26 protein-coding genes and 1 riboswitch are annotated in these 24,744 nt (G+C 46.6%); of the genes, 16 read left to right on the top strand and 10 right to left on the bottom strand.

Annotated elements, in window-relative coordinates; translation table 11 throughout:
- Positions 1-112 precede the first annotated feature (112 nt).
- The 3 genes from B3G15_RS00230 (at position 113) to B3G15_RS00220 (ending at position 1,432) form a co-directional block, all read left to right on the top strand.
- A complete protein-coding gene (locus tag B3G15_RS00230; protein WP_290714330.1) occupies positions 113-274 on the top strand; it encodes a CxxH/CxxC protein in 162 nt (53 codons plus the stop codon).
- 72 nt (positions 275-346) lie between these two features.
- Complete coding sequence (gene rlmH, locus B3G15_RS00225; protein ID WP_290714329.1) at positions 347-826, top strand: 23S rRNA (pseudouridine(1915)-N(3))-methyltransferase RlmH; 480 nt, start codon at positions 347-349, stop codon at positions 824-826.
- A gap of 129 nt (positions 827-955) precedes the next feature.
- On the top strand, positions 956-1,432 hold the full coding sequence (locus B3G15_RS00220) for a GNAT family N-acetyltransferase (protein ID WP_214748973.1): 477 nt from the start codon (positions 956-958) through the stop codon (positions 1,430-1,432).
- A gap of 127 nt (positions 1,433-1,559) precedes the next feature.
- Here the strand turns inward: B3G15_RS00220 and B3G15_RS00215 are convergent, their stop codons facing one another.
- Positions 1,560-1,808 (bottom strand): hypothetical protein, encoded by a 249-nt coding sequence (locus B3G15_RS00215; RefSeq protein ID WP_214748970.1) that lies wholly within the window; start codon positions 1,806-1,808, stop codon positions 1,560-1,562.
- Between the two features lie 27 nt (positions 1,809-1,835).
- Positions 1,836-1,988 (bottom strand): hypothetical protein, encoded by a 153-nt coding sequence (locus B3G15_RS00210; RefSeq protein ID WP_290714328.1) that lies wholly within the window; start codon positions 1,986-1,988, stop codon positions 1,836-1,838.
- A 548-nt stretch (positions 1,989-2,536) separates the two neighbouring features.
- Between B3G15_RS00210 and B3G15_RS00205 the strand changes: the two genes are divergently transcribed.
- The 4 genes from B3G15_RS00205 to B3G15_RS00190 all read left to right on the top strand — a co-directional run bounded on the left by B3G15_RS00205 (position 2,537) and on the right by B3G15_RS00190 (position 5,748).
- Positions 2,537-2,995 (top strand): hypothetical protein, encoded by a 459-nt coding sequence (locus tag B3G15_RS00205; RefSeq protein ID WP_214748964.1) that lies wholly within the window; start codon positions 2,537-2,539, stop codon positions 2,993-2,995.
- 127 nt (positions 2,996-3,122) lie between these two features.
- Positions 3,123-3,716, top strand: a complete 594-nt coding sequence (locus B3G15_RS00200) for a DUF4230 domain-containing protein (RefSeq protein ID WP_214748962.1) — start codon at positions 3,123-3,125, stop codon at positions 3,714-3,716.
- Between the two features lie 236 nt (positions 3,717-3,952).
- A complete protein-coding gene (locus B3G15_RS00195) occupies positions 3,953-4,153 on the top strand; it encodes an aldo/keto reductase (RefSeq protein WP_326188686.1) in 201 nt (66 codons plus the stop codon).
- A gap of 749 nt (positions 4,154-4,902) precedes the next feature.
- The gene (locus B3G15_RS00190; RefSeq protein WP_215085131.1) at positions 4,903-5,748 is read left to right on the top strand and encodes a DUF4352 domain-containing protein; all 846 of its coding nucleotides are present in this window, start codon (positions 4,903-4,905) and stop codon (positions 5,746-5,748) included.
- Between the two features lie 59 nt (positions 5,749-5,807).
- Here the strand turns inward: B3G15_RS00190 and B3G15_RS00185 are convergent, their stop codons facing one another.
- Both B3G15_RS00185 and B3G15_RS00180 read right to left on the bottom strand, forming a co-directional pair.
- Positions 5,808-6,047, bottom strand: a complete 240-nt coding sequence (locus B3G15_RS00185; protein WP_290714327.1) for a hypothetical protein — start codon at positions 6,045-6,047, stop codon at positions 5,808-5,810.
- 15 nt (positions 6,048-6,062) lie between these two features.
- Positions 6,063-6,683, bottom strand: coding sequence for an HNH endonuclease family protein (locus tag B3G15_RS00180; RefSeq protein ID WP_414651110.1), 621 nt, complete (start codon positions 6,681-6,683; stop codon positions 6,063-6,065).
- Positions 6,684-6,875: 192 nt separating this feature from the next.
- On the opposite strand from B3G15_RS00180, the gene B3G15_RS00175 reads away from it, so the two are divergent.
- From B3G15_RS00175 to B3G15_RS00155, 5 genes are all read left to right on the top strand, one after another.
- Positions 6,876-7,073 carry a hypothetical protein gene (locus B3G15_RS00175; protein ID WP_214748953.1) on the top strand — a complete coding sequence of 66 codons (198 nt, stop codon included), beginning with the start codon at positions 6,876-6,878 and terminating at the stop codon, positions 7,071-7,073.
- Between the two features lie 82 nt (positions 7,074-7,155).
- Entirely contained in the window at positions 7,156-8,343 is a 1,188-nt protein-coding gene (locus B3G15_RS00170) for a DUF4317 domain-containing protein (RefSeq protein WP_035395462.1), read from the top strand.
- 176 nt (positions 8,344-8,519) lie between these two features.
- Positions 8,520-9,599 carry an alpha/beta hydrolase gene (locus B3G15_RS00165; RefSeq protein WP_290714325.1) on the top strand — a complete coding sequence of 360 codons (1,080 nt, stop codon included), beginning with the start codon at positions 8,520-8,522 and terminating at the stop codon, positions 9,597-9,599.
- Between the two features lie 16 nt (positions 9,600-9,615).
- On the top strand, positions 9,616-12,375 hold the full coding sequence (locus B3G15_RS00160; protein WP_290714324.1) for a glycoside hydrolase family 3 protein: 2,760 nt from the start codon (positions 9,616-9,618) through the stop codon (positions 12,373-12,375).
- A 31-nt stretch (positions 12,376-12,406) separates the two neighbouring features.
- Entirely contained in the window at positions 12,407-12,919 is a 513-nt protein-coding gene (locus tag B3G15_RS00155; RefSeq protein ID WP_290714323.1) for an SF0329 family protein, read from the top strand.
- A 45-nt stretch (positions 12,920-12,964) separates the two neighbouring features.
- Here B3G15_RS00155 and B3G15_RS00150 read toward each other — a convergent pair whose 3' ends face one another.
- Both B3G15_RS00150 and B3G15_RS00145 read right to left on the bottom strand, forming a co-directional pair.
- Positions 12,965-13,960 carry a tRNA dihydrouridine synthase gene (locus B3G15_RS00150; RefSeq protein WP_029343007.1) on the bottom strand — a complete coding sequence of 332 codons (996 nt, stop codon included), beginning with the start codon at positions 13,958-13,960 and terminating at the stop codon, positions 12,965-12,967.
- A gap of 107 nt (positions 13,961-14,067) precedes the next feature.
- Positions 14,068-15,675: an FMN-binding glutamate synthase family protein gene (locus B3G15_RS00145; protein ID WP_290714322.1), complete on the bottom strand. Its 1,608-nt coding sequence runs from the start codon at positions 15,673-15,675 to the stop codon at positions 14,068-14,070.
- A gap of 142 nt (positions 15,676-15,817) precedes the next feature.
- Here B3G15_RS00145 and B3G15_RS00140 point away from each other — a divergent pair, with 142 nt between their 5' ends.
- Together B3G15_RS00140 and B3G15_RS00135 are read left to right on the top strand one after the other, a co-directional pair.
- Positions 15,818-16,312, top strand: a complete 495-nt coding sequence (locus B3G15_RS00140; protein WP_290714321.1) for an LURP-one-related/scramblase family protein — start codon at positions 15,818-15,820, stop codon at positions 16,310-16,312.
- 18 nt (positions 16,313-16,330) lie between these two features.
- A complete protein-coding gene (locus tag B3G15_RS00135) occupies positions 16,331-16,852 on the top strand; it encodes an NUDIX hydrolase (protein ID WP_290714320.1) in 522 nt (173 codons plus the stop codon).
- A gap of 40 nt (positions 16,853-16,892) precedes the next feature.
- On the opposite strand, the gene B3G15_RS00130 is transcribed toward B3G15_RS00135, so the two are convergent.
- Positions 16,893-18,116, bottom strand: coding sequence for an MFS transporter (locus B3G15_RS00130; RefSeq protein WP_290714319.1), 1,224 nt, complete (start codon positions 18,114-18,116; stop codon positions 16,893-16,895).
- A gap of 178 nt (positions 18,117-18,294) precedes the next feature.
- The gene (locus B3G15_RS00125) at positions 18,295-18,834 is read right to left on the bottom strand and encodes a histidine phosphatase family protein (protein WP_290714318.1); all 540 of its coding nucleotides are present in this window, start codon (positions 18,832-18,834) and stop codon (positions 18,295-18,297) included.
- A 209-nt stretch (positions 18,835-19,043) separates the two neighbouring features.
- Positions 19,044-19,121, top strand: a riboswitch (glycine riboswitch).
- Between the two features lie 160 nt (positions 19,122-19,281).
- On the opposite strand from B3G15_RS00125, the gene B3G15_RS00120 reads away from it, so the two are divergent.
- The gene (locus tag B3G15_RS00120) at positions 19,282-20,649 is read left to right on the top strand and encodes an amino acid permease (protein WP_290714317.1); all 1,368 of its coding nucleotides are present in this window, start codon (positions 19,282-19,284) and stop codon (positions 20,647-20,649) included.
- A gap of 40 nt (positions 20,650-20,689) precedes the next feature.
- Here B3G15_RS00120 and B3G15_RS00115 read toward each other — a convergent pair whose 3' ends face one another.
- On the bottom strand, positions 20,690-22,219 hold the full coding sequence (locus tag B3G15_RS00115) for a cryptochrome/photolyase family protein (RefSeq protein ID WP_290714316.1): 1,530 nt from the start codon (positions 22,217-22,219) through the stop codon (positions 20,690-20,692).
- A 244-nt stretch (positions 22,220-22,463) separates the two neighbouring features.
- Between B3G15_RS00115 and B3G15_RS00110 the strand changes: the two genes are divergently transcribed.
- The gene (locus B3G15_RS00110; RefSeq protein WP_133208469.1) at positions 22,464-23,957 is read left to right on the top strand and encodes a malate:quinone oxidoreductase; all 1,494 of its coding nucleotides are present in this window, start codon (positions 22,464-22,466) and stop codon (positions 23,955-23,957) included.
- Between the two features lie 44 nt (positions 23,958-24,001).
- Here the strand turns inward: B3G15_RS00110 and B3G15_RS00105 are convergent, their stop codons facing one another.
- The gene (locus B3G15_RS00105; RefSeq protein ID WP_290714315.1) at positions 24,002-24,544 is read right to left on the bottom strand and encodes an ECF transporter S component; all 543 of its coding nucleotides are present in this window, start codon (positions 24,542-24,544) and stop codon (positions 24,002-24,004) included.
- Between the last annotated feature and the right edge of the window lie 200 nt (positions 24,545-24,744).

The raw sequence follows: 24,744 nt of genomic DNA, 5'->3' as shown, positions 1-24,744 counted from the left end.
CTGTGGATGGTTTTTTTGAGTGAGGAAACCTGCGCCTTTTCCGGTCAGGAAGGTCGATATTTGTTATACTGGAAGCGGATAAATGTGGATAAGTGAAAGGAGGAGACCACCTGTGGATAAGTACGTCTGTTTAGAACATGTCGAGCTCGCGCTTGACGAAATCGTAGATGAAACAGAACAATACCCGATTCTCGATCAGCTAAATCCAGAAAAAAACATCATCTGTGAATACTGTGACGCACCGGCAACATATCTTGTGTCAAGCAAAAAATAAATATCAACATGTGGATTTGTGGATAACTCTGTGGATAACTCCTGAATTTTCTGTCAGAAAGCGAGAAATAAGATGCAAATTATTATCATTACGGTCGGAAAGCTAAAAGAGAAGTATTTGAAGCAAGGCATCGCCGAATATACGAAGCGTCTCGGCGCCTACTGTTCGATCCAAGAAATCGAGGTCGCGGACGAAAAGGCACCGGAGCAATTGAGTGAAGCGGAGATGGCGCAAGTGAAGAAAAAAGAGGGCGAACGGATTTTAGCGAAGATCGGACCCGACGTTCACGTCCTCGCACTTGCTATCGAAGGAAAACAACGGACGAGTGAACAGTTCGCAAAAGAACTCGATCAACTCGCGACATACGGCAAGAGTAAAATTGCTTTCGTCATCGGTGGATCACTTGGTCTTGCACCAGAAGTGATGCAGCGTGCAAATGATACAATCTCGTTTTCAAAGATGACATTCCCGCATCAATTGATGAAGATGATCCTCTGTGAACAGATTTATCGGGCGTACCGGATTAATCGAAATGAGCCTTATCACAAATAAGCACTATTTAGATGACCGCCTTAAGTGTATTAACTGATACTCTAGGTGGTCTTTTTTAGTTAGTAAGATTAACTCTTATATCATAATTAACAAAGACGACGAAATGTATATAAATGAAAGGAGGACATAATGGTTATTCAGATCATTGAAGAAAAAACACGTAGTCAGGTTAAAGTCTTTTTTACCAAGCACTGGGGCAGTTCACAAATGGTAACATCGACAGGTGTTCATGATTGTAGTCTCTTAGATGGATTTTATGCCATAAACGATGATCATGAAATCATTGGACTGATTACCTATCATATGACTTCGCAGACGTGCGAAATCATTTCGCTGGATAGTCTTGAGGAAGGAAAAGGAATCGGCTCACGATTGATGCAAGTGGTAGAAGAAAGGGCAGCACAGCAACAATGCGACTTGCTGACACTTGTTACGACGAATGATAATGAGCATGCGATACGTTTCTATCAACATCGGGGATATACAATATCGCAGGTGATTCCGAATGCCGTGGACTTTGCACGCAAAATAAAACCGGAAATCCCGTTATACAATGAAAAGGGAGTTCCGATTAAAGACGAAATCGTCTTGATAAAACATTTATGAGTTACTTATTCGTTGTTGATGTGAGAACTTCTAAATAATCTTTCTCACTCTTGAATTGATCATTCACAATCAAATCCGGTGAAATCAAATAGGTTCCGGCATATTCACCGTGCTTAATTTTGAAATATCATGTCTTAGGTGCAAGTAGACTTTTCGATCGATGAATCTGCTCTCGTGATATTGGCGTCCAATCTGATTGATCTTGTGAATTAGCGAAAGAGATAACAATCGATTGATCAGCTTGAATCAATAGTACAAGATCGTTGTCTTGTAAACGTGATGGATTAACGTGGGCGAGGATCGGGTCAACAGACTTAGCGATAAACCCGCCAATAGTATCGTGTGACTGCTGTTCCTCGATGAATTGTTGAATCATATTTATCCTCCTGACTGGATCTATGGATTATTCCGACTTTTCTTTCGTGATGATACCAATACCGCAACCAAATAGCATGATGATGCCGGTAACGAGTAACGCAGGAACATGACTTTCTAGTGCCATGTAGAGACCTGCACCACTTAAGATGACGCCGATTGGAATCAAAATATTCCGCATGAGTTATGCCTCCTTAAAACGGATAATGACTCTGCTCTCACTATACCGAATGGAACGTCAGATAAAAACGTATGCTTTAGTAAATAATGACAATCTGATTTTAAATACTCGACAATAAAGCAGACGCCATTCAGTGATGGAACAGCGTCTGTTTTATTGTGTCTGATTTAGCACGTTGATGAACATTTGATAAATGACGTCATGACACAATAATTACTGAATAACGCAAACGTCTACCGCTCTGACATAAGCAACCGTAACAAGTCATCCGACTTCCAGTTCACCGCTGATAATCCCGCGATCGTAGCAAACGTAAAGGTTTTTGTTTCTATCTGAGGGGACAGGATATCATAAAGCAGTCCTAATACTATTTAAAAATTCTGAGGTACTTCTTATTCATATTTATAAAATAAAAGATATTACGGATAAATAACTTTTTACATCAAATAATAAAAAAGATTGTAAATTTAAGGGATGAAACCGATAATCATTATGAGATACCATCTTTTGTTAGTATAGAAATTAATTTAAGAATCGGGGGAAACAACGTGTTGCCTATTTCTAATTCAGAACTAGACCGTATTAAAGCAGAGTGTCATTCAATGGTTAATAAAAGAGCATCAGCTTCAGCCGCAGCCGCAGTCGTTCCTATTCCAGGAGCAGACGTTGGAGCAGACGTCGTCATTATGATGGAGCTCCTTCCTGCGATTAACCGGAAATTCGGATTATCTCCTGAGCAGATTGATCAGCTCGATTCTGAAATAAAAGGAAGACTCGCAATCATTATTTCTTCGGTCGGAAGCGAATTGGTTGGGAAGTACATTACAAAAACAGTAGTTGCACAATTACTAAAAAGAATGGGTGCCAAAATGGCAATTAAACAGGTCACCAAGTACGTTCCTTTTGTGGGACAGGCCGTTTCAGCTGGAATTAGTTTTGGTGCAATGAAATATTTAGGGAACGCACATATCGAAGAATGTTATGCAGTATGTAAAAGAGCTATGTAATAGTAATAAGTATGAATGGAAGAGGTGATGTGATTATCATGGATCATGTCACCTCTTTTTAACTAGCGCGTAGATATATTCTTAATACTTGAAATTTAGTGATACACATGTAAGGAGACTTTTAAAAATGAAAAAATTCGTTATGAACATGTTGGTTCTTTTGGTAATCATAGGAATAGTCGGTGCCGGTGCCATTTTCTATTTCAAACCTTCTCTATTTTCTACAACTAAAAGTTCTGATACTGCTTTAGTAAAAGAACGATTGGTCGAATTGTCCGAGTGGACTACCTTAAAATATGAATATAGCAAAGTCATAGTCAGTCGAAGCAGTAAAAAGGTACCGTTCATCGACATGAAGCTGGCAGAGGCAATCAAACTAATTGAATATGATGGTTATCTAAAAGCAGGAACGGATCTCTCGAAATTACAGTTATCTTATGACGAAACAGCTAAGCAATTATACGTTAAGGTTCCGAATGCGACTATCCTTGATAATGTAGCAGATACAGATACAGCCAAGGTAACGGATATCAAAGGGAATATTTTTTCTGATTATCAATCCCAGCAGATTTTTGATGATATCAACAAAGAAAAAAGAAAAATTGAAGAGAAAAAAATTCAGCAAGGTTTTCTAAAAGCGGCAGATGTACGCATACAAAAATTATTAACCTCTTTCCTTAAAACAAATGGGTATAACGATGTGACGATTGAATTTTACTAAATGAATGACAAAAGACGGTCAGGTGGAATGATTGTCTTTTTTTATACACTACATAAAGTGACCCGATTAAGGGGGGTTATTGATGATAATCATAAAAAAGAAAGTTGGAGATATTTATTAAAAAAAGAGTATTAGGAAATACCGGAATCAAAGTATCGGAGATCGGCTTTGGTGCATGGCAATTAGGAAACGAAAAGGATTGGGGTAAAATGACCGATGCAGATGCAGTACATTAGATCGAGCAAGCTATTGATGAAGAGTGCACCTTTTTTGATACAGCACCTAATTATGGAGCTGAAAAAAGTGAAGAGTTGATCGGAAAAGCAATTAAAGAGAAACGAGATCAAGTCATAATCAGTAGTAAGTGTGGTCATCAATCGAGTGGGGAACAAAATTTTGAACCGGAACAACTCTTAACATCCGTCGAAAGTAGCTGACGTCGTTTACAGACAGACTATTTAGATTGTCTTTTACTACATAATCCACCGTTTACGACGTTGACAAGCGAATCTCCACAATTCGAACTACTTGAACGACTAAAAAAGAAGAGAAAATTCGAGCTTTCGGTGCTTCGGTCGATACAGGGAAAGAAGTAAAAGAACTATTAGAACACACGAACAGTCAAGTGATTGAAGTAATGTTCAATATGTTTCATCAAGAACCAGTGACGAGAATGAAATCAGCTCATTAACAAGGAGTCGGAATCATTTCTAAGATTCCGCTAGATTCAGGTTGGTTAACTGGAAAGTATGATCGTTACAGTACCTTCAGTGGGGTTCGGGATCGCTGAAGCAAGGAAGAAATCGAAATAAGAGCTGCGTTAGTTGAAAACGTTCGTCGCATTCTCGGTCAAGATACTTCTATGGTGCAGGCGGCCATACAATGCATTCTTTCATACGAAGAAGTATCGACGATGATTCCTGTAGCTAAAACTAGTAAGCAATTGCAACACAATCTATCTGCACCCGAAGGCAAATTACCGATGAATGTTTTCGAGGAGATACGAATTTTGTGGGAAGAAGAAATAAAAAATGCAAAGTTACCGTGGTAAAACGTTTTATACGACTTAATAGCATTTTTGAATTTAATTTACCATTTTGATCTTTTAAATAGAATTAAAATAATAAATATTAAAAAATATGGTAAAATTACTATAATAATTTTTATTAAAGGAGGTATCTTTATTATGCGAAAATTAATGATTCTTGTCAGCCTGATTATTGCTACAGTGATGTTAGGAGCATGTAGTGATAATGAGTCTTCATCCTCAAACTCTAAGGATGTTAAAAAATCGGAGAGTGTCAAAACGAAAGGTAAATTAAACGAAGAAGATTATGAGAAATTGTATAGTGACCCTAAAAAATATAAAGGTTATGAATTAGAGATTACTGGAAAAGTATTTGCTGAACCTGAAAAAGATGAAAAAGGTACGTACATTCAGGTTTGGGCTGATCCGGAAAATGCTGAAAAAAATACATTAGTAGCTATAGATGATCCGAAATTTAAAGTTAAAACAGATGATTATGTAAAAATAGATGGAGTAATTAAAGATGAATTTGAAGGAGAAAATGCATTCGGAGGAACTGTAACAGCACCAGTTGTATTAGCTAAACATATTGAAGTCGTTAATTATTTAACTGCTGTTTCTCCCACATTAAAAGAAGTTCAAGTGGATAAAGAAATCAATCAATATGAAATTAAGATGACTTTAAAAAAAATTGAAATTGCGGAGAATCAAACGAGAGTGTATGTAAAAATAAAAAACGATACAAAAGAAAAAGCTTCATTTTATCCGGGATCTGCAAAATTAATTGTCGGAAATAAGCAACTAGAAGAAGAGTATGTTGATTCTAAAACTACTGGACTTCAAGAAATTCAAAATGAAATATTACCTAGTATAGAAACTGAAGGTGTGATTGTCTATCCTGCAATAGATTTAAGTGAAACACAAATTAAATTTAATGCTGAAGTGTCTTCAGAGAATTACGATTTAGAAATTAAACCATATATTTTTGATGTATCGATAAATTGAAAGCACTTGAAAAACAAAGCTAGGACGAATGTTTCACATTCTTGTCCTAGTTTTGTTTTTCAGTAGCGTTCGAGCATTGTCACTAACATCTGATGGATGACGTCATGATCCCGAACGTCATGAACACGATAACTACCGGGTAACGTATAGACGTCTATCGCTCCGACGTAAGCAATCTTCAGTTCCAACGTTCCGTCCTCCTGACAGGTCGTCCGGAGTTCGAGTTCACCGCTGATGACACCGACTTCTTGCGTCATGACACCATGTGTGGCGGTAAAGGTAGAGGTTTTCGTTTCCATCGAATCGACTCCTTTTTAGTATGTACATGTGTTCAACATCGTTTGTAAGGCTGTTTTTTCACTCGACTGTAAGCTGAGGTTCCAGCGACTCTTCGTATTGATCCACATCTTCGAGTAAGCGCAGCTCGCACCTGCCCGTGTCGGCTTCCATGTCGACGGATCCTGATCCCCTTTTGAACGGTTCGAGCTTGCAGAGACAGCGATCAATTGCGGACCTGTTAAATCGTTTGCGAATGCTTGACGAGTCGTTGTCGTCCAGCTGCTTGCTCCTGAGCGCCATGCTTCCGCAAGCGGTACGACATGATCGATGTCGAGGTCAGACGGATTCGTGAATGTCAGTCCGTCATAGTAACTATACCAAGAACCGGATGTAACGGGACACGATCCGACATATGAATCAGCGTCACGTTTTAAGACGACTTGTCGTGTATCACAGCCGCCTCCTTGACTGCTCCAGTGCGGGAACAAATCACGCGAATAACCGGTCATGCTGCCTTCTGTTTTAACCGTTAAAGCATCGAGTTGAGACTGGGCCGTCGCTTTTGATAAGATGCCCGATGGTAACGCGGAAACAGACGTCGTATCGAATTGGAAAGCGGTCAGGCAGACGAGCGTAGTGATGACGATGGACTTGATGGCTTTGAACACGTGTCATTCCTCCTATGTATGAGACGAGATGATGTGAAGACACCCTTCACATTTTTTAGTATGGCATCACTTATTTAGGAAAAAATAAATATCGTGTAAATGTTATTAAAATTAAACTTTTGTCATTATATAGAAGGGTCTGATGTTAGGATTTAGGTGGAGAAGAAAGGAGACTACATCATGAACGAACGAATCAGAGGATGGTTGATCGTGTTCGGTATCTTTTTAGTCGTAAGTGGCACGTTGACGGAAGCGCAACGTTATTTCAACACAAAAGAACTAGATAATTGCATCGCGCAAGCTCGCGCTGCCCATCAGGAATATGAATATGAGATCGTTAATCCTGTCACACGCGCGTATTCATTCCGTGCGCATTGATTTTCTAAAAGATGTCTGGTCATCTCGCATATGGTACGCTTTTCAGGAAGCAGGATTTTAATGATTCGAGGAGCTGGTATGCATGAATAAAAAAGACATCGCCGACATCCGTCGTCACTTCAAGATGGATGCCGATTTACTAAAAATCCATGAAATCTACAACGTCTATATCCGAAAAGAGACGAGCGAAATCTATCATGAGGAAGCCCGACCGTTTCCATTGCTTGATCCGGAACAACAGGAGCTGTTCCTCGCGAACTTCAAGAAAGTATTAGGTGGAAAACTCGACGTCAAGCTGTTCGAGGTCAAGTTCACGCATCCGGAAGAAGGAGAGACGGGTCACACACAGCAGCTCCTTTATGAAGGACTGTATGCGGAAGAGCCGGAGGACTGGGTCGAGCAGATGCAGACGATGGCGTTGAAGATGGTCCAAGACGTTCAGTACGAGAATGACCTCGTCGTCACGTTCATTCGCGGGCAATACTATAAAACGACAAAGCGCCAAGCGGACGAGACAGAGATCGATCCGAATGACGACGTCTATACGACACCGTTCATTCTCGGTAGCCTTAACTTGACGGAGTTACCGAAACAATCACTCGTCTTTGATTTCGTCGAACGCGAATTCAAGTCGAACTTATTCATCAATCCGGTCATCAAACTGGCGTCGCCGATTGGTGGATTCCTCTTCCCGACCTTTACCGACAACGCAGCAGACGTCAATCATGTCTTGTATGCGGCGGGCAAGCCGAATAAACCGGATTTCGGCTTCCTTGAAAACGTCTTGAACGGTCAACCGATCGTCACGGCAGATGAGGATAAAGCGATCTTCGAGGAAATCGTCAAATCGGTCGTCGGTGAATCGATGGATACGAAGACGTTAGCCGGTGTCTATGAAAACATCAACCAGTTGATCGTCGTCGAAGAGGATCAAGATGAGGAAGAAGTACCGATGCTCGACGTTCAGGAAGTCGAGCGTGTGCTCAAGGCAAGTGGTGTCGAAGATGTCAGCACGGAACAAGTCGAACGGGCGTTCAAGACGGTCGTTGACGATCCAACATACGAGATGAAGGCGAGTAACATCGTCCCAAACTATGAAGCGAAATCGATTAAAATCAATACGAAGGTCGCGAACATCGCAATCAGTCCGCAAGACTTGAAGTACGTCAAACAAGTCAACTATCAAGGGAAACGATGCCTGTTGATCGAGGTCGAGGAAGACACGGTCATTGATGGCTTTACGATCGTTTCACAAGAACAATTACGATGAGGATCAGCGCAGGCGACTGCGCTGATTTTTTTAGGTGAAATATTTGCTTCTCCTGTCAAAGACAGGTATATTGTGATGTAAGCGGTCTCTTTTTTGAAAAAGAGGCATTCGAAATTTTTTTAATTGTTATCGAAAGCGCTTTCGATAACGGTTTGACTAGAAAGGAAGCGATCCACTTGTCTACCGCATCGATGCAAGATTTACTGCGAACGTTACGAAATCGTTCATCCATCCATCAAGACGGACTCGAAATCGTCGATAAGCCAATTCCCGACGTCTCGACTCCAGGAACACTCGATCCGCGTGTCCGTGAGGTCGTCCTCACGCAGCGTCCATCGGTCTCGATGCCAGAAGGAGCGTCGCCAGTTGAATTGGCGCGTGTCGGCATGGGCTGGGACAACGAAGACGTGACGACTCGGAAAATCTCAACGGACGTCCTCGCGATCCCAAGACCCGGTACCACGATCGAAGCACGGCTGTATCGTCCGGAAGCGGCACGTCCGCTCCCGCTCGTCGTCTATTTCCATGGAGGTGGTTTTTTCGGTGGTACGCTCGAGACGGTCGAGAATCCATGTAAAGCATTAGCCGATAAGGGGAACGTCGCCGTCTTGTCAGTCGGCTACCGATTAGCACCCGAGCATCCGTTTCCAACAGGACTTGAGGATTGTCATGCAGCGATCGATTGGGCAGTCGAACACGCTGATCGACTTGGGATTGATCCAGGTGCGATCGCTGTCGCCGGTGATAGTGCCGGTGGGAACTTGGCGACGGTCTGTTGTTTGTTCGACCGCGAGCGTCCGACGCCGTATATCCGCTATCAAGTCTTGTATTATCCGGTCGTCAACGTTGGGGAACATCCAAATTCGGAATATGACTGGACGCTTGAAGCGTATGACCGACAAACGGAACCGCAGTTACTCGAACGGATCATTTTGTCGCTTCAAGATGAAGAGGGTGTCCTTGAACAATGGTACGTCCAAGCGAGTGATTCGACGGATCGACGGATCTCACCGTTGTTCGCGACGCTCAACGATCTACCAGAGGCACTCGTCATTACGGGAGAGTTTGATTACTTACGTCTTGAAGGGGAAGCGTATGCGAAAAAGCTCGCGCGCGCCGGCGTCAAGACTCGTTATCTCCAGTACCGCGGGATGGAACATGCCTTTCTTGATAAACTCGGTCTGTATCCGCAAGCCGAGGACAGCTTAGACGAAATCGCAAAAGACTTAAAACGACTTTTTTCTCAAACTAACTAACAAAGGTGGATGACGCATGACATACACGCTCGATTGGCAAGCCTATACAAAACTCGCTCGACAAACCGTCGCGGAAGGGGCGGTCCTCTTACAAAATGATGGTGTGCTCCCGTTGCAACCCGCATCGACGGTCGCTGTCTTCGGACGTAATCAGTTCAACTACTACAAAAGTGGTACGGGATCAGGTGGGATGGTCAACGTCACGAACGTCGTCAGTCCGCTCGATATGCTACGCGAAGACGTAACGCTGAATGCAGACGTCCTCAAGGCGTACGAGAACTGGCTTGAAGACCATCCGTTTGACCAAGGGGAAGGCTGGGCAGCCGAGCCGTGGTCGCAAGAAGAGATGCCGCTTGACGCGACACTCGTTCAGCAAGCAGCGCTTGACTCCGATGTTGCCTTGATCATGATCGGTCGTACGGCTGGGGAAGACCGCGACAATACAGCGGATCCAGGGAGTTATTTTTTAACGGAGACGGAACAGGAGATGCTCCGACTCGTGACGACACACTTCAAACAAACTGTCGTCGTCTTGAACGTCGGGAACATCATTGATATGCGCTGGGTCGAAGAGACGGTGCCAAGTGCTGTCCTCTACGCGTGGCAAGGAGGAATGGAAGGCGGAACTGGACTGAGTGATCTCTTGCTCGGTCGCGTCTCGCCGTCCGGAAAATTACCAGATACGATCGTCCGTTCACTCGATGATTATCCGTCAACACCACACTTCGGTCATGCTGATCGCGCGTTGTATCAAGAAGACATCTATGTCGGGTACCGTTACTTCGAGACGTTCGCACCGGAAGCGGTCTTGTATCCGTTCGGGTATGGATTATCGTATACGTCGTTTGACCTTACGACAGACGTGACGACGTCAGCTGATGCTTGGACGGTTACAGCGACGGTGACGAATACCGGGCAGACGAGTGGGAAGGAAGTCGTACAAGGATACCTCGAGAAACCACAAGGACAACTCGGGAATCCGACGCGTCAACTCGTGACGTTCGGCAAGACAAAAGAACTCGCACCAGGCGAACAAGAATCTCTCACACTCGTCGTACCGTTCGCCTCGTTTGCGAGTTATGACGATAGTGGCGTTACCGGGCATAAGTCGTCTTATGTCGTCGAACCGGGCACGTATCAGCTCTATCTCGGAACGGACGTCCGGTCAGCGGTTCCAGTCGCAAGCCATTCCGTCGAGACGCTTGACGTCACGGACGTCTTAACGGAGAACATGGCACCGGTGACGGCGTTTGAACGCATCAAACCACAAGCGACCGAAACGGGATATACGGTGACGTATGAAACAACACCACTGCGGACGATCGATCCGGAACAACGTCGTCAACAGGAGCGTCCCGTTGAACGGACGCAGACGGAAGACGCTGGTTGGAAGTTACGCGACGTCAAAGAAGAACAGGTCACGCTCGAGACGTTCCTCGATCAATTGACGGATGCGGATCTCGCGGCAATCGTCCGGGGGGAAGGGATGAACTCACCGCGCGTCACACCGGGAACGGCAGGAGCCTTCGGTGGCGTGACGACAGAACTCGAAGCACTTGGTATTCCAGCAGGCTGTTGCGCGGATGGTCCGTCCGGAATCCGGATGGACATCGGGACGAAAGCCTTCTCGTTACCGAACGGAACGTTGCTTGCTTCGACGTTCAACACGACGTTGATTGCCGATCTATTTGAGATGACAGGTCTCGAGTTACGGAAAAACGAGATTGATACGTTGCTTGGACCCGGGATGAACCTCCACCGTCATCCACTCAACGGACGGAACTTCGAGTATTTCTCGGAAGATTCGTATCTGACTGGAAAAATGGCCGTGGCACAGCTCGACGGGATGCACCGGGTTGGTGTGACGGGAACGTTGAAACACTTCAGTGCCAACAACCAAGAGTTCCACCGACACGATCTGGATTCGATCGTATCAGAACGGGCGTTACGTGAGTTGTACTTGAAAGGGTTCGAGATGGCCGTCAAGGACGGGAAAGCGTACTCGATCATGACGACGTACGGTGCCGTCAATGGCATCTGGACTGCCGGCTTATATGATCAGAACACACGCATCTTGCGCGATGAGTGGGGCTTTGACGGAATCGTCATGACCGACTGGTGGGCGAAAATCAATGCCGAAGGAACGGAAGCAAACCGTCAACAAACGGCGACGATGGTCCGTTCGCAAAACGATCTCTACATGGTCGTCGGCGAACCAGGAACGAATCCGTTCGAGGATGATACGTTGACGGCTCTCGCTGACGGGACACTTCGACGTTCCGAGTTACTGCGCAGTGCCGCGAACATCTGTCACTTCCTGTTACGCTCACCGGTCATGGAGCGTGTGATGGGAACAGGATCACCGGTCGAAGTTCTCGGGGCACCGGTCGAAGAAGAGACGCTCGAAGAGCAAGCGGTCTCACACCAACGTCTCGTCAGTGGGGATGCCTTCCCGTTAACGGACATCACGACGACGACAGGCAGCAGTCATGTCTTCGCTGTCACGGCGGAAGAGACGGGGATGTATCAGGTCACGTTGACGGCACGTTCGAACGCTGGTGAACTGGCGCAGATGCCGGTGACGTTGTTTGCGAACAACATGCCGGTCGCAACCTTCACCTTCAACGGGACAAACGGCGAGTGGGTCAGCCAGACGAAGGACGTCTTCGTCTTCAACCCGCACAACTATTTAAAACTCTACTTTGCACTTGGTGGTCTCGAGTTAAAAGAGTTGACGTTTACGCTTGCGGAATCGTTTCATATGAAGAACGGCTGATTAGATTAGCCGGACGGAAAGGACGGATTGCTTGCAGTTTTCCATCATCAAAAAACGAGTCGAACAACTGCTCGCCCCGTCGTTACAAGGACGGATTGCTTTTCATGCAGCTGTCTACCGGATTCAAGATAGTCCCAGTCGCGTCTGGGTGACGTTTGACGGAGAAGAGATTCTCGGAGCAGACGACTTTCACTTCGAACGGGAAGTCGATCGACGCTACGCGTTACAAGCTTCACAGTTACCGGATAAACCAACCGGATCGCTATGGCAGTCCGACTGGTTGAAGCAGTCGCATGCGTTATCCACTGAGATCGAACGACAGGTCAAACAGGACGGATACCTAGCGAACTATGAAATCCAACAGGACTTGTTGCAGTACCCGAACCTTGCGTTTGAACAAGTGCTCGTTCATCCACATCCTTTCATCCGTGGCATCGCACGGCTCGATCGGCGACTCGGCAAACGACGTTTCTTATCGCTGACGCATCAGTCTGACTTTGAACAATGGTGTGCGGATACGCGGCAAACAGTCGAATGCTGGTGACACGAAAAAGCACGCTTCCTCAAGATGAGGAGGCGTGCTTTGTTGTTAGATTGAAAACGAGTTGACCTCGTGAATCCCTTCTTCTTCAACGAAGGCGTCGAGTAAAGCACGCACTTCATCCGTTGAGTTCGTCTCCATCAATTTGACCCGCAGTTCACTCGCACCGCGGAATCCGCGGACGTAAATCTTGAAGAACCGGCGTAATGGTTTGAAGAGACGTGGCTCGAATTGAGCCGAGTAATGATCGTGCAGATCGAGCTGCAGACGTAACAAATCGAGGAGTTCTTGGCTCGAATGTTCTTTTTTCTCGACTTCGAACGCAAACGGATTGTGGAAGATCCCGCGACCGATCATGACACCATCGACACCGTATTTCTCAACGAGTTCAAGACCGTGTTGGCGATCGTTGATATCCCCGTTGATCGTCAGTAACGTTTGTGGTGCGATCTCATCGCGTAACTTCTTGATTTCCGGAATCAATTCGAAGTGCGCTGGAACGGCGCTCATCTCTTTACGTGTCCGAAGGTGAATCGAGAGATTCGCGATATCTTGCTCGAGGATGTGGCGCAACCAATCGTGCCACTCTTCGACCTTCGTATAGCCGAGACGCGTTTTGACGCTGACCGGGAGACCGCCTGCTTTTGCAGCTTGAATCAGTTCAGCTGCGACTTCCGGACGATTGATCAAACCGGAGCCTTTACCGTTAACAGCAACGTTATGGACGGGACAGCCCATGTTGATGTCGATTCCGCTAAAGCCCATCTCTGCCATGCCGATGCTCATTTCGCGGAAATATTCCGGTTTGTCGCCCCAGATGTGAGCAACCATTGGTTGTTCATCCTCCGTGAACTCGAGACGTCCGCGGACGCTCTGCTTGCCTTTCGGATGACAATAGCTTTCTGTATTCGTGAATTCCGTGAAGAAGACGTCCGGACGCGCCGCTTTCGCGACGACGTGGCGGAAGACGACGTCGGTGACGTCTTCCATCGGTGCTAAGACGAAAAATGGTCGTGGTAAGTCCTGCCAAAAGTTCTTTTTCATAGTATATTAAACCCTTTCCTTAAGGTAATGCACATGTGTGGTTAAAGAATTTCATCAACTATACACTTTAAGCGCTCTGGCTAAAAAGTGCAAGTGAGTGCTATTCGTTACCGTGAGGAAAGAGAGCGATCCATCATATGCCGTGCCATCCAGTCCGGTCCCGGAATCAGGTGTCCGGCTTCATCCTTATAGATAACGTGTTCGGGTCGTAGTTCCGTTGGTGAGACGAGTCCTGCTGCCGCTGTCAGGTTATAGAGACCTTCTCGTAACGAGATGATGTAGTTCGTCACGCGGAAACTTTTTTCGTCGACGATTAGCGCTTTTTGCAGCTTCGGGTCGGTCGTCGCGACACCGACCGGACAGTGATTCGTGTGACAGACTTGCGCTTGGATACAGCCGACATTAAACATCAGACCACGTGCGATATTGACGAAGTCGGCACCGAGGGCGAGAGCGATCGCAATCTTATCGGCACTGATCAGCTTACCGGACGCAAACACTTTGACCTTGTCGCGTAAACCGGCTTCCGTCAGGAGTTGATGGACGAACGGTAAGGCGGAAAAGAGTGGTAGACCGGCAGCATCCGCGAGTTCTTGGAACGTCGCGCCTGTCCCTCCTTCACCTCCATCGACCGTCATGAAGTCCGGATGACGTCCGGATTCTTTCATATAAGCAATCAACTGCCGCATGTCTTCAAGATTACCGACGACGACTTTGATTCCGACCGGTTTTCCGCCGATCTCACGTAGACGTTCGACCCAGTCGAGCATCGTCTCTGGTGTCGTGAATTCGTTGAACCGGTTCGGACTATCGATGCCGACACCGACTTTGACCTTCCGGACAGCGGCAATCTCTTCTGTGACCTTTGATCCTTCGAGATGACCACCGCGTGTCTTAGCTCCTTGGGCGAGCTTGAGTTCGAAAGCTTTGACTTGCGGTAACTCACTTTTTTTCTGGAACTCATCGAACGAAAAGTCACCGCCTTCCGTTCGGACACCGAACAGACCGGGACCAATCTGACAGATGATGTCGACGTCACCTTTTAGATGAAAATCGGATAGTCCACCTTCCCCGGTATTCATCCAGCTCCCCTTAGCGCGACCAAGTCCGATTGAGAGCGCGGTGATCGCCCGGTCACCGAGTGCGCCAAAACTCATCGCCGATTGACCGATCAGCCCTTGAACTTGATAAGGGTGTCGGCACGTCGTCGCGCCAATGACCGGTGCATCCTCCATTTTCAAGAGATACGGTGAAATTTGCTTCTCAACGAGATGTTCTTTACGTGTAAATAGTTCATCACGGTCAATCTGATAGATATGCGTATCAACACGTTCGGATTGATCGATTCGTAATTCCTGACGATTCGTTGGAAAGAGGGCGTTTTGTACATAAAAACCAGCTTCTTCAAAATCACGTTCCGATCCAAAACCGAGAATCCGACTTTGGTATTTGCCGGAAAGGACAGCCGTCTTGTATTCATTACGGGAGAAGGGTTTCCCTTCGTTATTGTTGAGAAATAAGTATTGGCGAAGTTCCGGTCCCATGTTTTCGAGGATGTAACGCATCTTTCCGAGGACAGGGAAGTTACGCAGGACCGCGTGTTCTTGCTGGCGACGATCGGCGCGCCAGACGTGCCAAAAGAGAAGCGGTGGGACAAGGATGATCAACAGGGCGATGGCGAGTAAAATGAAGAGAACAATCGTATCGATAGACATCAAAATTCCTTCTTTCCCGTAGATTCGTGGTATGTAAGTTGATACCACTGAAAGTCAGGAAACAAACGAGAATTTCCAGATATTGAATCTTTTCCATCGATGTTAGCGTAAATGAGACTATACACTAAAGGAGGAGACCGGTATGCATACACTTTATATGAAAGAAAAAGCGTTCAGTTTACGTGGACGATTCTCGATTCAAGACGAGGCGGGGCACGAAGCCTATCACATCGAGGGCAGTTTTATGAAACTTCCGAAGTCATTCAGCGTGACGAACCGAGATGGAGAGGAAGTCGCGGAAATCACGAAGAAGACGTTCAGTTTCCGACCGGTCTTTTATGTCGAAGCAGCAGGGCAATCGTTTGAAATCATTAAAGAGTTCACGTTCTTCAAGGACCGCTATACGATCAACTCGGATCAATTCGAAGTGACGGGCGACTGGTGGGATGTTGATTTTGAGGTCTTACAACAAGGGCAACGGATTGGGCGCGTGCAGAAGAAATGGATTTCGTGGACCGATCAGTACATGATTGAAGTCGAAGATGAAGCGATGGAAGAATTGTTGATCGCCCTCGTCGTCGCAATTGATTGTGTCAAGGCGGAGGAAAGTTCGAACTCTACATCTTTCATTGATTAAAAAGGAGCAGGATTTAGAATGGAACAGTGGGACGTATACACAGCAGATCGTAAGAAAACAGGACGGCTCTGGACACGGGGGACGCCACATACAGCTGGCGATTATCACATGACGATTCACGTCTGTGTCTTTAACGCCAAAGGAGAGATGCTCGTCCAACAACGGCAACCGTTTAAATCTGGTTGGCCGAACATGTGGGATCTGACGGTCGGAGGCAGTGCGATTAGTGGGGATACGAGTCAGATGGCAGCGCAACGGGAACTGTCGGAAGAGCTTGGACTCGATATCGATTTCACAGGCATCCGTCCCCATCTGACGATCCCGTTTGAAATCGGTTTTGACGATTATTATCTCGTCGAGCAGGAAGTGGATCTGACGACTTTGACGCTACAGGAAGAAGAAGTCCAACGCGTCGCTTGGATGACAGAAGAAGCCATCGTTAACGGAATCGAGGAAGGATGGTTCATCGGGTATCATGAATCATTGATTCGACTATTGTTTGCTCTTCGTCATAGTTATGGCGCGCATAACGAGGTGTAAAAACAAGCCCTTCCGTAATCCGGAAGGGCTTGTTGGTGGATTAGGCAGATTTTCGAAGTGCATCCGTCCGTTTTGGTTTTGTTTCTGGTAAGAAGAACGTGAAGAACAGATACATGGAACAGCAGAGGAAGAAGACGATCATTGAGACCGTATATCCAGCATGTCCGAGTGCGTAACTCCAAATGATCGTAAAGATCGTCTGCGTCGCATAAGCGATTGCCCAGAAGAGACCAAATAAGACGGTGATCTTTTGCGGTGTCATCCCTTTTCGTTCGTGTGCCAAGTTCATGAAGATCGGATACTGGATGTACATCGCAAATCCGGAAATGAACGCAAAGACATACGAAACGAGTGGCGAGATGTTTCCGAACAAGACGGTGACGAGGAAACTCGCGATCATGACCGTCCCGCTGATCAACAGAATCGGTTTACGAGGTGTTCCTTTGTTACCGATCCGTAGACCGACGAACGTTCCGACGATACCAGCACCTGAAACCAACAGGTTGACGAGCGAACCGTTCAACTGCGTATACGTATCGAGCACAGGTTTCAAGCCGACGAGCGATAAAATGTAGAGCGTCAAGAAACCACCGAAGGCAACCGCATATTTCCAGAGGAACGGATCGCGGACAGCATCTCCGTAACCGTAAGGCGTTTCGTCTGCGTCTGTAGCATCGTTCAACTCAAACGACTCACTACCGATCCACCATGCGAAGAAGAGAATCGCTGTCAGACTCGCGAAGATCGTCAACGTTAGTTTCCAGTCACTGACGAATTGATCGGCGAACAAGGTGAACAAGAGTGACACGACGAATGCACCGACGTTATAGGAAACGGTATTGAAAGCGTTAATCCGTAATTTTTCAGCCGGGTCTTGGACGTAACGTGTTACGACCGGGTTCATGTAGACGATGACCATCGAACCACCGAGTCCCATGACCATGCGAGCGACCGTATACGCCCAGTAGTTCGGCAGGTAGATGGCGACGATCGACATCATCAGGAACAACAGTGCGAGTAACGGTGCTTTTTTCGGACCGAGCTTCATCAAGATGAGCGCAGCGAGAATGTTGGCGAAGACACGTGCCGTCGTAATCGAATAGTTGACGAGTTGTGAGATGAGGGGGTCAACGGTCTGATTACCGAAGAAATGCGCCGTGATTTGTGGCGTCAACGATGAACCCGCGACCCAGTTCATGGCGAAGGTCGCATAGGCGAACCAGAGGACGATCATCATGAAATAGCCTTTTTTTGTGGTAGACATAAAAATCCCTTCTTTTCTGAAGTTCCGCTTCATACCTGAATCGAAAACTACTTAACTTTATTATCAATTTATTCAATATAAAGCCGTTCCGAAGGGAAGTAAAATAGATAGTTCTTATGCTTTTCATAAGTAAAAAGAATAGATTATATCAAGTCGTATGCCTAAAATGAATAGATTTTCAAAAAGCTTCCAAGTGTTCGATGATTGTTTGTTGTTGAACACGTGTCACCTTAAAAATATCTGGATTCTTCAGCTGTAAACTTTCTTCGAATCCAAACGTAGGGTCAATCGAATGCAAGTATAAAGATAACAAATTCCCATGTGTCACGAGAATGGAACCATCATGCTGTTGCAAGGCTTTTTCAACGACACGCGTGATGCGCTTAGTTGCTATCCGGCTAGATTCACCACCAGGACACGTATAGTCGGGATCGATGAACGTTAGACGAAGATGATCCTGCCAATCGTCAAGTGGAACGGCACTTAACCGTCGTTCTTTTAAGTCATCTTCTTGTGCAACGGGTAGTTTCAGAGCAGTCGCAAGTGGTTGAATCGAGTCGAGCGCTCGGCGATACGGACTCGAAAGAAGATGTGTGATCGGAAGCTCAAATAACTGCGTACACAGTCGTTGCGCCTGTTCTTCTCCACGAGGTGTTAACGGGGCTTCCGGTGCTTGACCAGTCGTTTCACAGTGGCGAATCAAGTAAATCGTCGACATGAATGTTTCATCCTTTCGTGATCAAGTGGTGCTGTATGATTTCTGGAAAAGATGGTAAAGTCCTTTTCATAGATTGAAAAATCATTTTGAAAAAGGCGTTGACAAACGCTGTCGAGATTACTAGAATTAGAAACAATTCATCGATGCAGCGACGCATCGGATAATCAAATAAAGAGAAAGCTATGATTGTCATGGGTCACACTATGGCAGGAGCAGCTTCTGGAGAGACCGTGTCGACACGGCGCCGAAGGGTTCACAATCTCAGGCAAACGGACAGAAGAGTAATCACATGCAGCGACGGGCATTCATGGAATGTCGTAGTGGCGTGTATGGGTTATTCCTTTGATTTTGTTGAGATTGGACATTCGTCCAGTCTCTTTTTTTCTTTTTCAGGACCGACAGAACGGTCTGAAGCGTAGAGAAACCATCACAAGGAGGAGTTCAGGTTTGGAACAGCAAGGATTAAAACGGGATTTATCGAATCGTCATGTACAGTTGATTGCTATTGGTGGAACGATCGGAACGGGTTTGTTTTTAGGATCAGGTAAAGCGATCCAACTCGCCGGACCATCGATCATTTTTGCCTACTTACTCGTCGGGATCGCGATCTTCTTCGTCATGCGTGCACTTGGGGAATTGTTATTGTCAAAAGCAGGTTATCAGTCACTCACGGATATCGCAGAAGATTATCTCGGACCACGTGCCGCATTCGTGACCGGTTGGACGTACTGGTTCTGTTGGATAATGACAGCGATGGCGGACATCATCGCCGTCGGTGTGTACGTCAAGTATTGGTTTGATATCCCGCAATGGATTCCAGCCGTTCTTGCTCTCTTGATTTTACTTGGTTTTAACTTATTAACGGTTAAATTGTTCGGTGAACTCGAGTTTTGGTTTGCCTTGATCAAGGTCGTGACGATCCTTGCCTTGATTGGTGTCGGAATCGTCCTGCTCGCAATCGGTTTTAAAACGGACGCCGGTCCCGTGACCGTGTCGAACCTCTGGTCACATGGCGGATGGATGCCAAACGGGATTTCTGGATTCCTGCTATCGTTCCAAATGGTCGTCTTTGCCTATGTCGGCGTCGAGCTCGTTGGGGTGTCCGCAGCAGAAACAGCGGATCCGAAGAAGAACATTCCGTCCGCGATCAATAAGATTCCGCTTCGGATCTTATTCTTCTATGTCGGTGCCTTACTCGTCCTCTTGATGATCAACCCATGGACAGGATTAAGTGCGACAGAAAGTCCGTTCGTCAAGACGTTCAGTCTGATCGGGATTCCGCTCGCAGCAGGAATCATCAACTTCGTCGTACTGACGTCTGCTGCTTCTGCATGTAACAGCGGAATGTTCTCGACGAGCCGGATTCTGTATAACCTGGGAAATCAACAGCAAGCGTCGAACAAGTTCTCGAAGTTGAATAAAAACCATGTCCCGGCAAACGCCTTGTTCGTCTCAACGATCGTCGTCTCAGTCGGTGCTTTGCTCAGTAAACTGTTACCAGGACAAGCGTTCAGTATCGTTACGACGATCAGTGCGATCTGCTTCATCTGGGTCTGGGGTGTCATCCTCGTCTGTCATCTCCGGTACAAGAAACAAAATCCGGAATTGCATGCGGCGTCGACATTCAAAGCACCATTGACACCACTCGTCAATTACCTCGTGCTCGGATTGTTTGCAGTCATTCTCGTCGTCATGCTGTTTTCTGACGATACACGCCCAGCCTTGTTGCTGACACCGGTCTGGTTCCTCGGACTATTCGGACTGTATCACCTCCGGAAAAAGAAACAACAAGCAGCTGAACAAAAAAGTGCGTAATTCAAAACAAGCCGGTCGGATCTAATCCGACCGGCTTGTTTTATGGTGTATCGAAAGCACCGTCCTGCAGTTGTTTTCGAAGTGCTTTCGCTTTCTTTCGAATATCGCGTTTGCTGTCCGCATCGCGCTTTCCCCATTGCCGATACATCATCGACATCCGCTGATTATCAGCGAACCGTTTTTCATGCCGGTCGATGAAGTCCCAGTACAAGGCGTTAAACGGACAAGCATCCTCTCCGAGCATGTCCTTTTGATGGAACGGGCATCCCTTGCAATAATCACTCATCTTATGGATGTAATTCGCCGAAGCGATGTACGGTTTAGTCGATAACGTTCCCCCATCGGCATGAAGCGCCATTCCGAGGACGTTCGGTAAGACGACCCAGTCGTAGGCATCGATGTACATCTCATTGAACCAATCTGCCGTCTGTTGCGGCGAGATCGCAAACAGATTAGCGAAGTTCCCGAGCACCATCAAGCGTTGGATATGGTGATTGTGGGCATGCTCGACGACGGGACGTAACGATTCTGCGACACAGTTCATGTTCGTCTTCCCGGTCCAGAAAAAGTCCGGTAGATCCGCTTCATGCCGTAGCGCATTGACGGAAGCATAGTCTGGCATCTCGGCTAGATAGACGGCACGCATGTACTCGCGCCAGCCGAGGATTTGCCGAATGAAACCTTCGACCGCATTGAGCGGAGCATCTTGATCTTCAAGGGCGGCCTCGACTTGACGAATGACCTCTTCCGGTGTCAGCAAGCCGAGATTGATTGCTGCGGACAAGAGCGAATGCGATAACGTATCTTCACCGGTTAGCATGGCGTCTTGATACGTCCCGAACGTCTCGAGTCGTTCTTCGATGAAACGATGGAGAGCCCGCGTCGCTTCCTTGCGCGTGACCGGCCAATGGAAGGAATCAAGTGCTCCCGGATGATCGGAAAAATCACGCTCGACCTTGTCGATGACATCCTTTGTGATGCGATCGGGACGAAACTTAACGGGATCCGGAAACGTCGTCCCGGACTTCGCTGGTTTTCGGTTCTCGGCGTCAAACGACCACTTTCCACCAATCGGTTTGGAGCCGTTCATGAGAACGTTTCGTTCCTTGCGCAGTTTGCGATAAAAACGGTCCATCTTGTAGGGCTTGTCGCCGATTGCTTCGACCGCTTCTTCCTGTGTCAGTAAAAACAACGGCACGTCGGAACAGACCTCGACCTTGATTTTCTTCGGTAAAGCGTCTTGCCACTTGTGCATCGCCTTTCGCATCGGTTCGTCCGTGATCGCCGTATAGAATACATGATCCGGATCATGATCTTTCCGGTGCGCCTTAAATGCCTGATCGAACGAATCAGCTTCCCGGTAATCGACGGTGAAGCCTTTTTCGCGCAGTTCTTCCGCAAAATGTCGCATCGCTGAGAAGACGAGGACAAGTTTTTGTTTATGGTACGTCTTCCACTTGGAGCGTGAGGTCGCTTCGACCATCAGGATGACGTCGTCTTGTTTGTTTGCTTCCTTCAATAAAGGGAGATCGTGATTCAATTGATTGCCGAATATCCAGCGTGTCGCCATGAGTGTTCCTCCTTTTACTTTCGTTATATGATTACCGTTTTTCGTCAAAGTCATGCCTGATTGTATGCCGGCTGACGAAAATCTTCTTACCTGAATCGTCGCTTTTACACATTTCTGAATGTAAAAGAAGTTCCTTTCTGTGCAAGCTGTGATAGGGTTATAATAGAAAGGTAAGTTGTCGTCATGAGGGGGAAGTTTTTCATGACAGGTAGTCCATAATATCAACGGGGATAGGAAGGATATCATGAGCAGTATGCCTAAAAAAACAGACGTTATTTTAATTGGTGCCGGAGTCATGAGCGCGACGTTAGGGGTCTTATTAAAAGAACTCGCGCCTGAGATCAACATCAAGGTATTTGAGAAACTCGCGAGTGCCGGGGAAGAGAGCTCGAACGAGTGGAACAATGCAGGAACAGGTCACGCCGCACTATGCGAACTGAACTATACGACGGAAAATGCCGATGGTTCGATCGATATCAGTAAAGCGGTCAAAGTAAACGAACAGTTCCAACTGTCACGTCAATTCTGGTCGCATCTCGTCAAGGAAGGTGTCTTGCCGAATCCGAAAGAATTCATCATGCCGATTCCACATATGAGCATGGTTGAAGGAACGGAAAACGTCGAATTCCTGAAAAAACGATTGGAAGCGCTATCAGCGAATCCGTTGTTTGCGGGAATGGAATATTCAGAGGATCCAGCGAAATTAGCCGAGTGGATTCCACTCATCATGAACGGTCGGACGTCACCAGAGCCGATCGCTGCGACAAAAATCGATTCAGGAACGGACGTCAACTTTGGTGCGTTGACACGAATCCTGTTTGAATATCTCGCACAACACGATGTAGCGATCAACTATCAGCATGGTGTCGAGGATTTGAAGCGTGTTGACGGGGGTTGGGAAGTCAAAGTGAAGAATGAGCGCGATCACCGGATCGAGCATCATACGGCGCAGTTCGTCTTCATCGGAGGTGGCGGCGGTAGTCTACCGTTGCTCCAAAAAACAGGCATCGAGGAATCGAAGCAAATCGGTGGTTTCCCGGTCAGTGGTTTATTCCTCGTTTGTAAAAATCCTGAGATCATCGAACAGCACCATGCGAAAGTCTACGGAAAAGCGAAAGTCGGAGCACCGCCGATGTCAGTACCGCACTTAGATACACGATACATCGATGGGAAGAAATCACTCCTCTTCGGACCGTTTGCTGGCTTCTCACCGAAGTTCCTAAAGACAGGATCAAATCTTGATTTGATCGCGTCTGTCAAACCGAACAACGTCTTGACGATGCTTGCTGCGGGAGCTAAAGAGATGGGATTGACGAAGTATCTGATCGAACAAGTCCTCTTGTCGACGGAACAACGGATGAACGAATTACGAGAGTTCATTCCGAATGCGAAGACAGAAGACTGGGATGTCGTCGTCGCTGGTCAACGTGTCCAAGTCATCAAGGATACACCACAAGGAAAAGGGACACTCCAGTTCGGAACAGAGGTCGTCAGTGCAGCCGACGGATCTGTCGCTGCCTTACTCGGGGCGTCACCAGGTGCCTCAACAGCGGTTCCGGTCATGCTGGAAGTACTCGGAAAATGTTTCCCGTCCGAATTACCGGCGTGGGAAGCGAAAATCAAGGAGATGATTCCGTCTTACGGGATCTCACTCGTTGAACATCCGGAGCTGTTCGAACAGATCCATGCCGAAACAGCTAAAACGCTCGAGCTTGAACAAGGTCAACCGATTCGCTAAACGAAAACCGTCCGACTCTACGAGGAGCCGGACGGTTTTTTGATTTAGCGGAAGTTACGGAAGAAACGTGTTTTCTTTAAGGCAATCCCGACTGGAATCGCAACGAGGATTCCGATGACGTTTTGTGTGATGTTTCCTGGAATTGAAGTGGCTGGTGCAACCCAGTTGCTGAACATAATCCCTTCATGCACGAAGTAGACGAGTAGCATGACAGGAACGGAAACAATCATCCCGATCAAGTTAAACGTGACATTCGTTCCGTTACGACCACCTGACCACGCGATGTAACCGACAATCAATCCTTGAAGTCCACGTGCGATGATTGTACCAGGTGCCCAAATTGCATAGCCCGTTAGAAGATCGAATAACCCCATTCCAACAGCACCGGCAATCAATGCTGTCCGTGGACCGAATAAAATCGCGATGAGAAAGAGCATTGCTGTTCCCATATGAATGAGACCACCGTTTAGTGCGATTGGTAATTGAATCTTGATTAACATCGTTGCGACAAGAACAAGTGCGATTGACATCGCAGTGATGACGAGCTGGCGGGTACGAGTGCTAGAATACGGTGCTGCTTTTTGCATGTGACTAACCTTCTTTATGATAGATTTTAAGATATCTTCAATCTATCAGATGCCTGGACTAGTCAAAAGTGTCAACTTTGAATTATTTATAGGGGTCAGTTTTGAATACAAATCTTTATCTGTTCTTAATTCCAGAAACGTACGATCTATTGATACAGCCCTGAATGAAAAAATCCGTAAAACGGTTGTCGTTTTCGAAT

The sequence above is a fragment of the Exiguobacterium sp. UBA1053 genome, from assembly GCF_002316465.1.
Taxonomy (GTDB): domain Bacteria; phylum Bacillota; class Bacilli; order Exiguobacteriales; family Exiguobacteriaceae; genus Exiguobacterium_A; species Exiguobacterium_A abrahamii.
Note: the sequence above shows the minus strand (reverse complement) of the source record. Positions and strands in the feature narration are given on the sequence as shown.

What these genes read in the sequence shown, in the direction of transcription:
- B3G15_RS00185 (WP_290714327.1), bottom strand. Translation starts at nt 6,047, where the DNA reads ATGGAAACGAAAACCTCTACCTTTACCGCCACACATGGTGTCATGACG.
- B3G15_RS00145 (WP_290714322.1), bottom strand. Translation starts at nt 15,675, where the DNA reads ATGTCTATCGATACGATTGTTCTCTTCATTTTACTCGCCATCGCCCTG.
- B3G15_RS00150 (WP_029343007.1), bottom strand. Translation starts at nt 13,960, where the DNA reads ATGAAAAAGAACTTTTGGCAGGACTTACCACGACCATTTTTCGTCTTA.
- B3G15_RS00135 (WP_290714320.1), top strand. Translation starts at nt 16,331, where the DNA reads ATGGAACAGTGGGACGTATACACAGCAGATCGTAAGAAAACAGGACGG.
- B3G15_RS00200 (WP_214748962.1), top strand. Translation starts at nt 3,123, where the DNA reads ATGAAAAAATTCGTTATGAACATGTTGGTTCTTTTGGTAATCATAGGA.
- B3G15_RS00190 (WP_215085131.1), top strand. Translation starts at nt 4,903, where the DNA reads ATGCGAAAATTAATGATTCTTGTCAGCCTGATTATTGCTACAGTGATG.
- B3G15_RS00115 (WP_290714316.1), bottom strand. Translation starts at nt 22,219, where the DNA reads ATGGCGACACGCTGGATATTCGGCAATCAATTGAATCACGATCTCCCT.
- B3G15_RS00210 (WP_290714328.1), bottom strand. Translation starts at nt 1,988, where the DNA reads ATGCGGAATATTTTGATTCCAATCGGCGTCATCTTAAGTGGTGCAGGT.
- B3G15_RS00175 (WP_214748953.1), top strand. Translation starts at nt 6,876, where the DNA reads ATGAACGAACGAATCAGAGGATGGTTGATCGTGTTCGGTATCTTTTTA.
- B3G15_RS00130 (WP_290714319.1), bottom strand. Translation starts at nt 18,116, where the DNA reads ATGTCTACCACAAAAAAAGGCTATTTCATGATGATCGTCCTCTGGTTC.
- B3G15_RS00160 (WP_290714324.1), top strand. Translation starts at nt 9,616, where the DNA reads ATGACATACACGCTCGATTGGCAAGCCTATACAAAACTCGCTCGACAA.
- B3G15_RS00125 (WP_290714318.1), bottom strand. Translation starts at nt 18,834, where the DNA reads ATGTCGACGATTTACTTGATTCGCCACTGTGAAACGACTGGTCAAGCA.
- B3G15_RS00220 (WP_214748973.1), top strand. Translation starts at nt 956, where the DNA reads ATGGTTATTCAGATCATTGAAGAAAAAACACGTAGTCAGGTTAAAGTC.
- B3G15_RS00215 (WP_214748970.1), bottom strand. Translation starts at nt 1,808, where the DNA reads ATGATTCAACAATTCATCGAGGAACAGCAGTCACACGATACTATTGGC.
- B3G15_RS00170 (WP_035395462.1), top strand. Translation starts at nt 7,156, where the DNA reads ATGAATAAAAAAGACATCGCCGACATCCGTCGTCACTTCAAGATGGAT.
- B3G15_RS00110 (WP_133208469.1), top strand. Translation starts at nt 22,464, where the DNA reads ATGAGCAGTATGCCTAAAAAAACAGACGTTATTTTAATTGGTGCCGGA.
- rlmH (WP_290714329.1), top strand. Translation starts at nt 347, where the DNA reads ATGCAAATTATTATCATTACGGTCGGAAAGCTAAAAGAGAAGTATTTG.
- B3G15_RS00105 (WP_290714315.1), bottom strand. Translation starts at nt 24,544, where the DNA reads ATGCAAAAAGCAGCACCGTATTCTAGCACTCGTACCCGCCAGCTCGTC.
- B3G15_RS00140 (WP_290714321.1), top strand. Translation starts at nt 15,818, where the DNA reads ATGCATACACTTTATATGAAAGAAAAAGCGTTCAGTTTACGTGGACGA.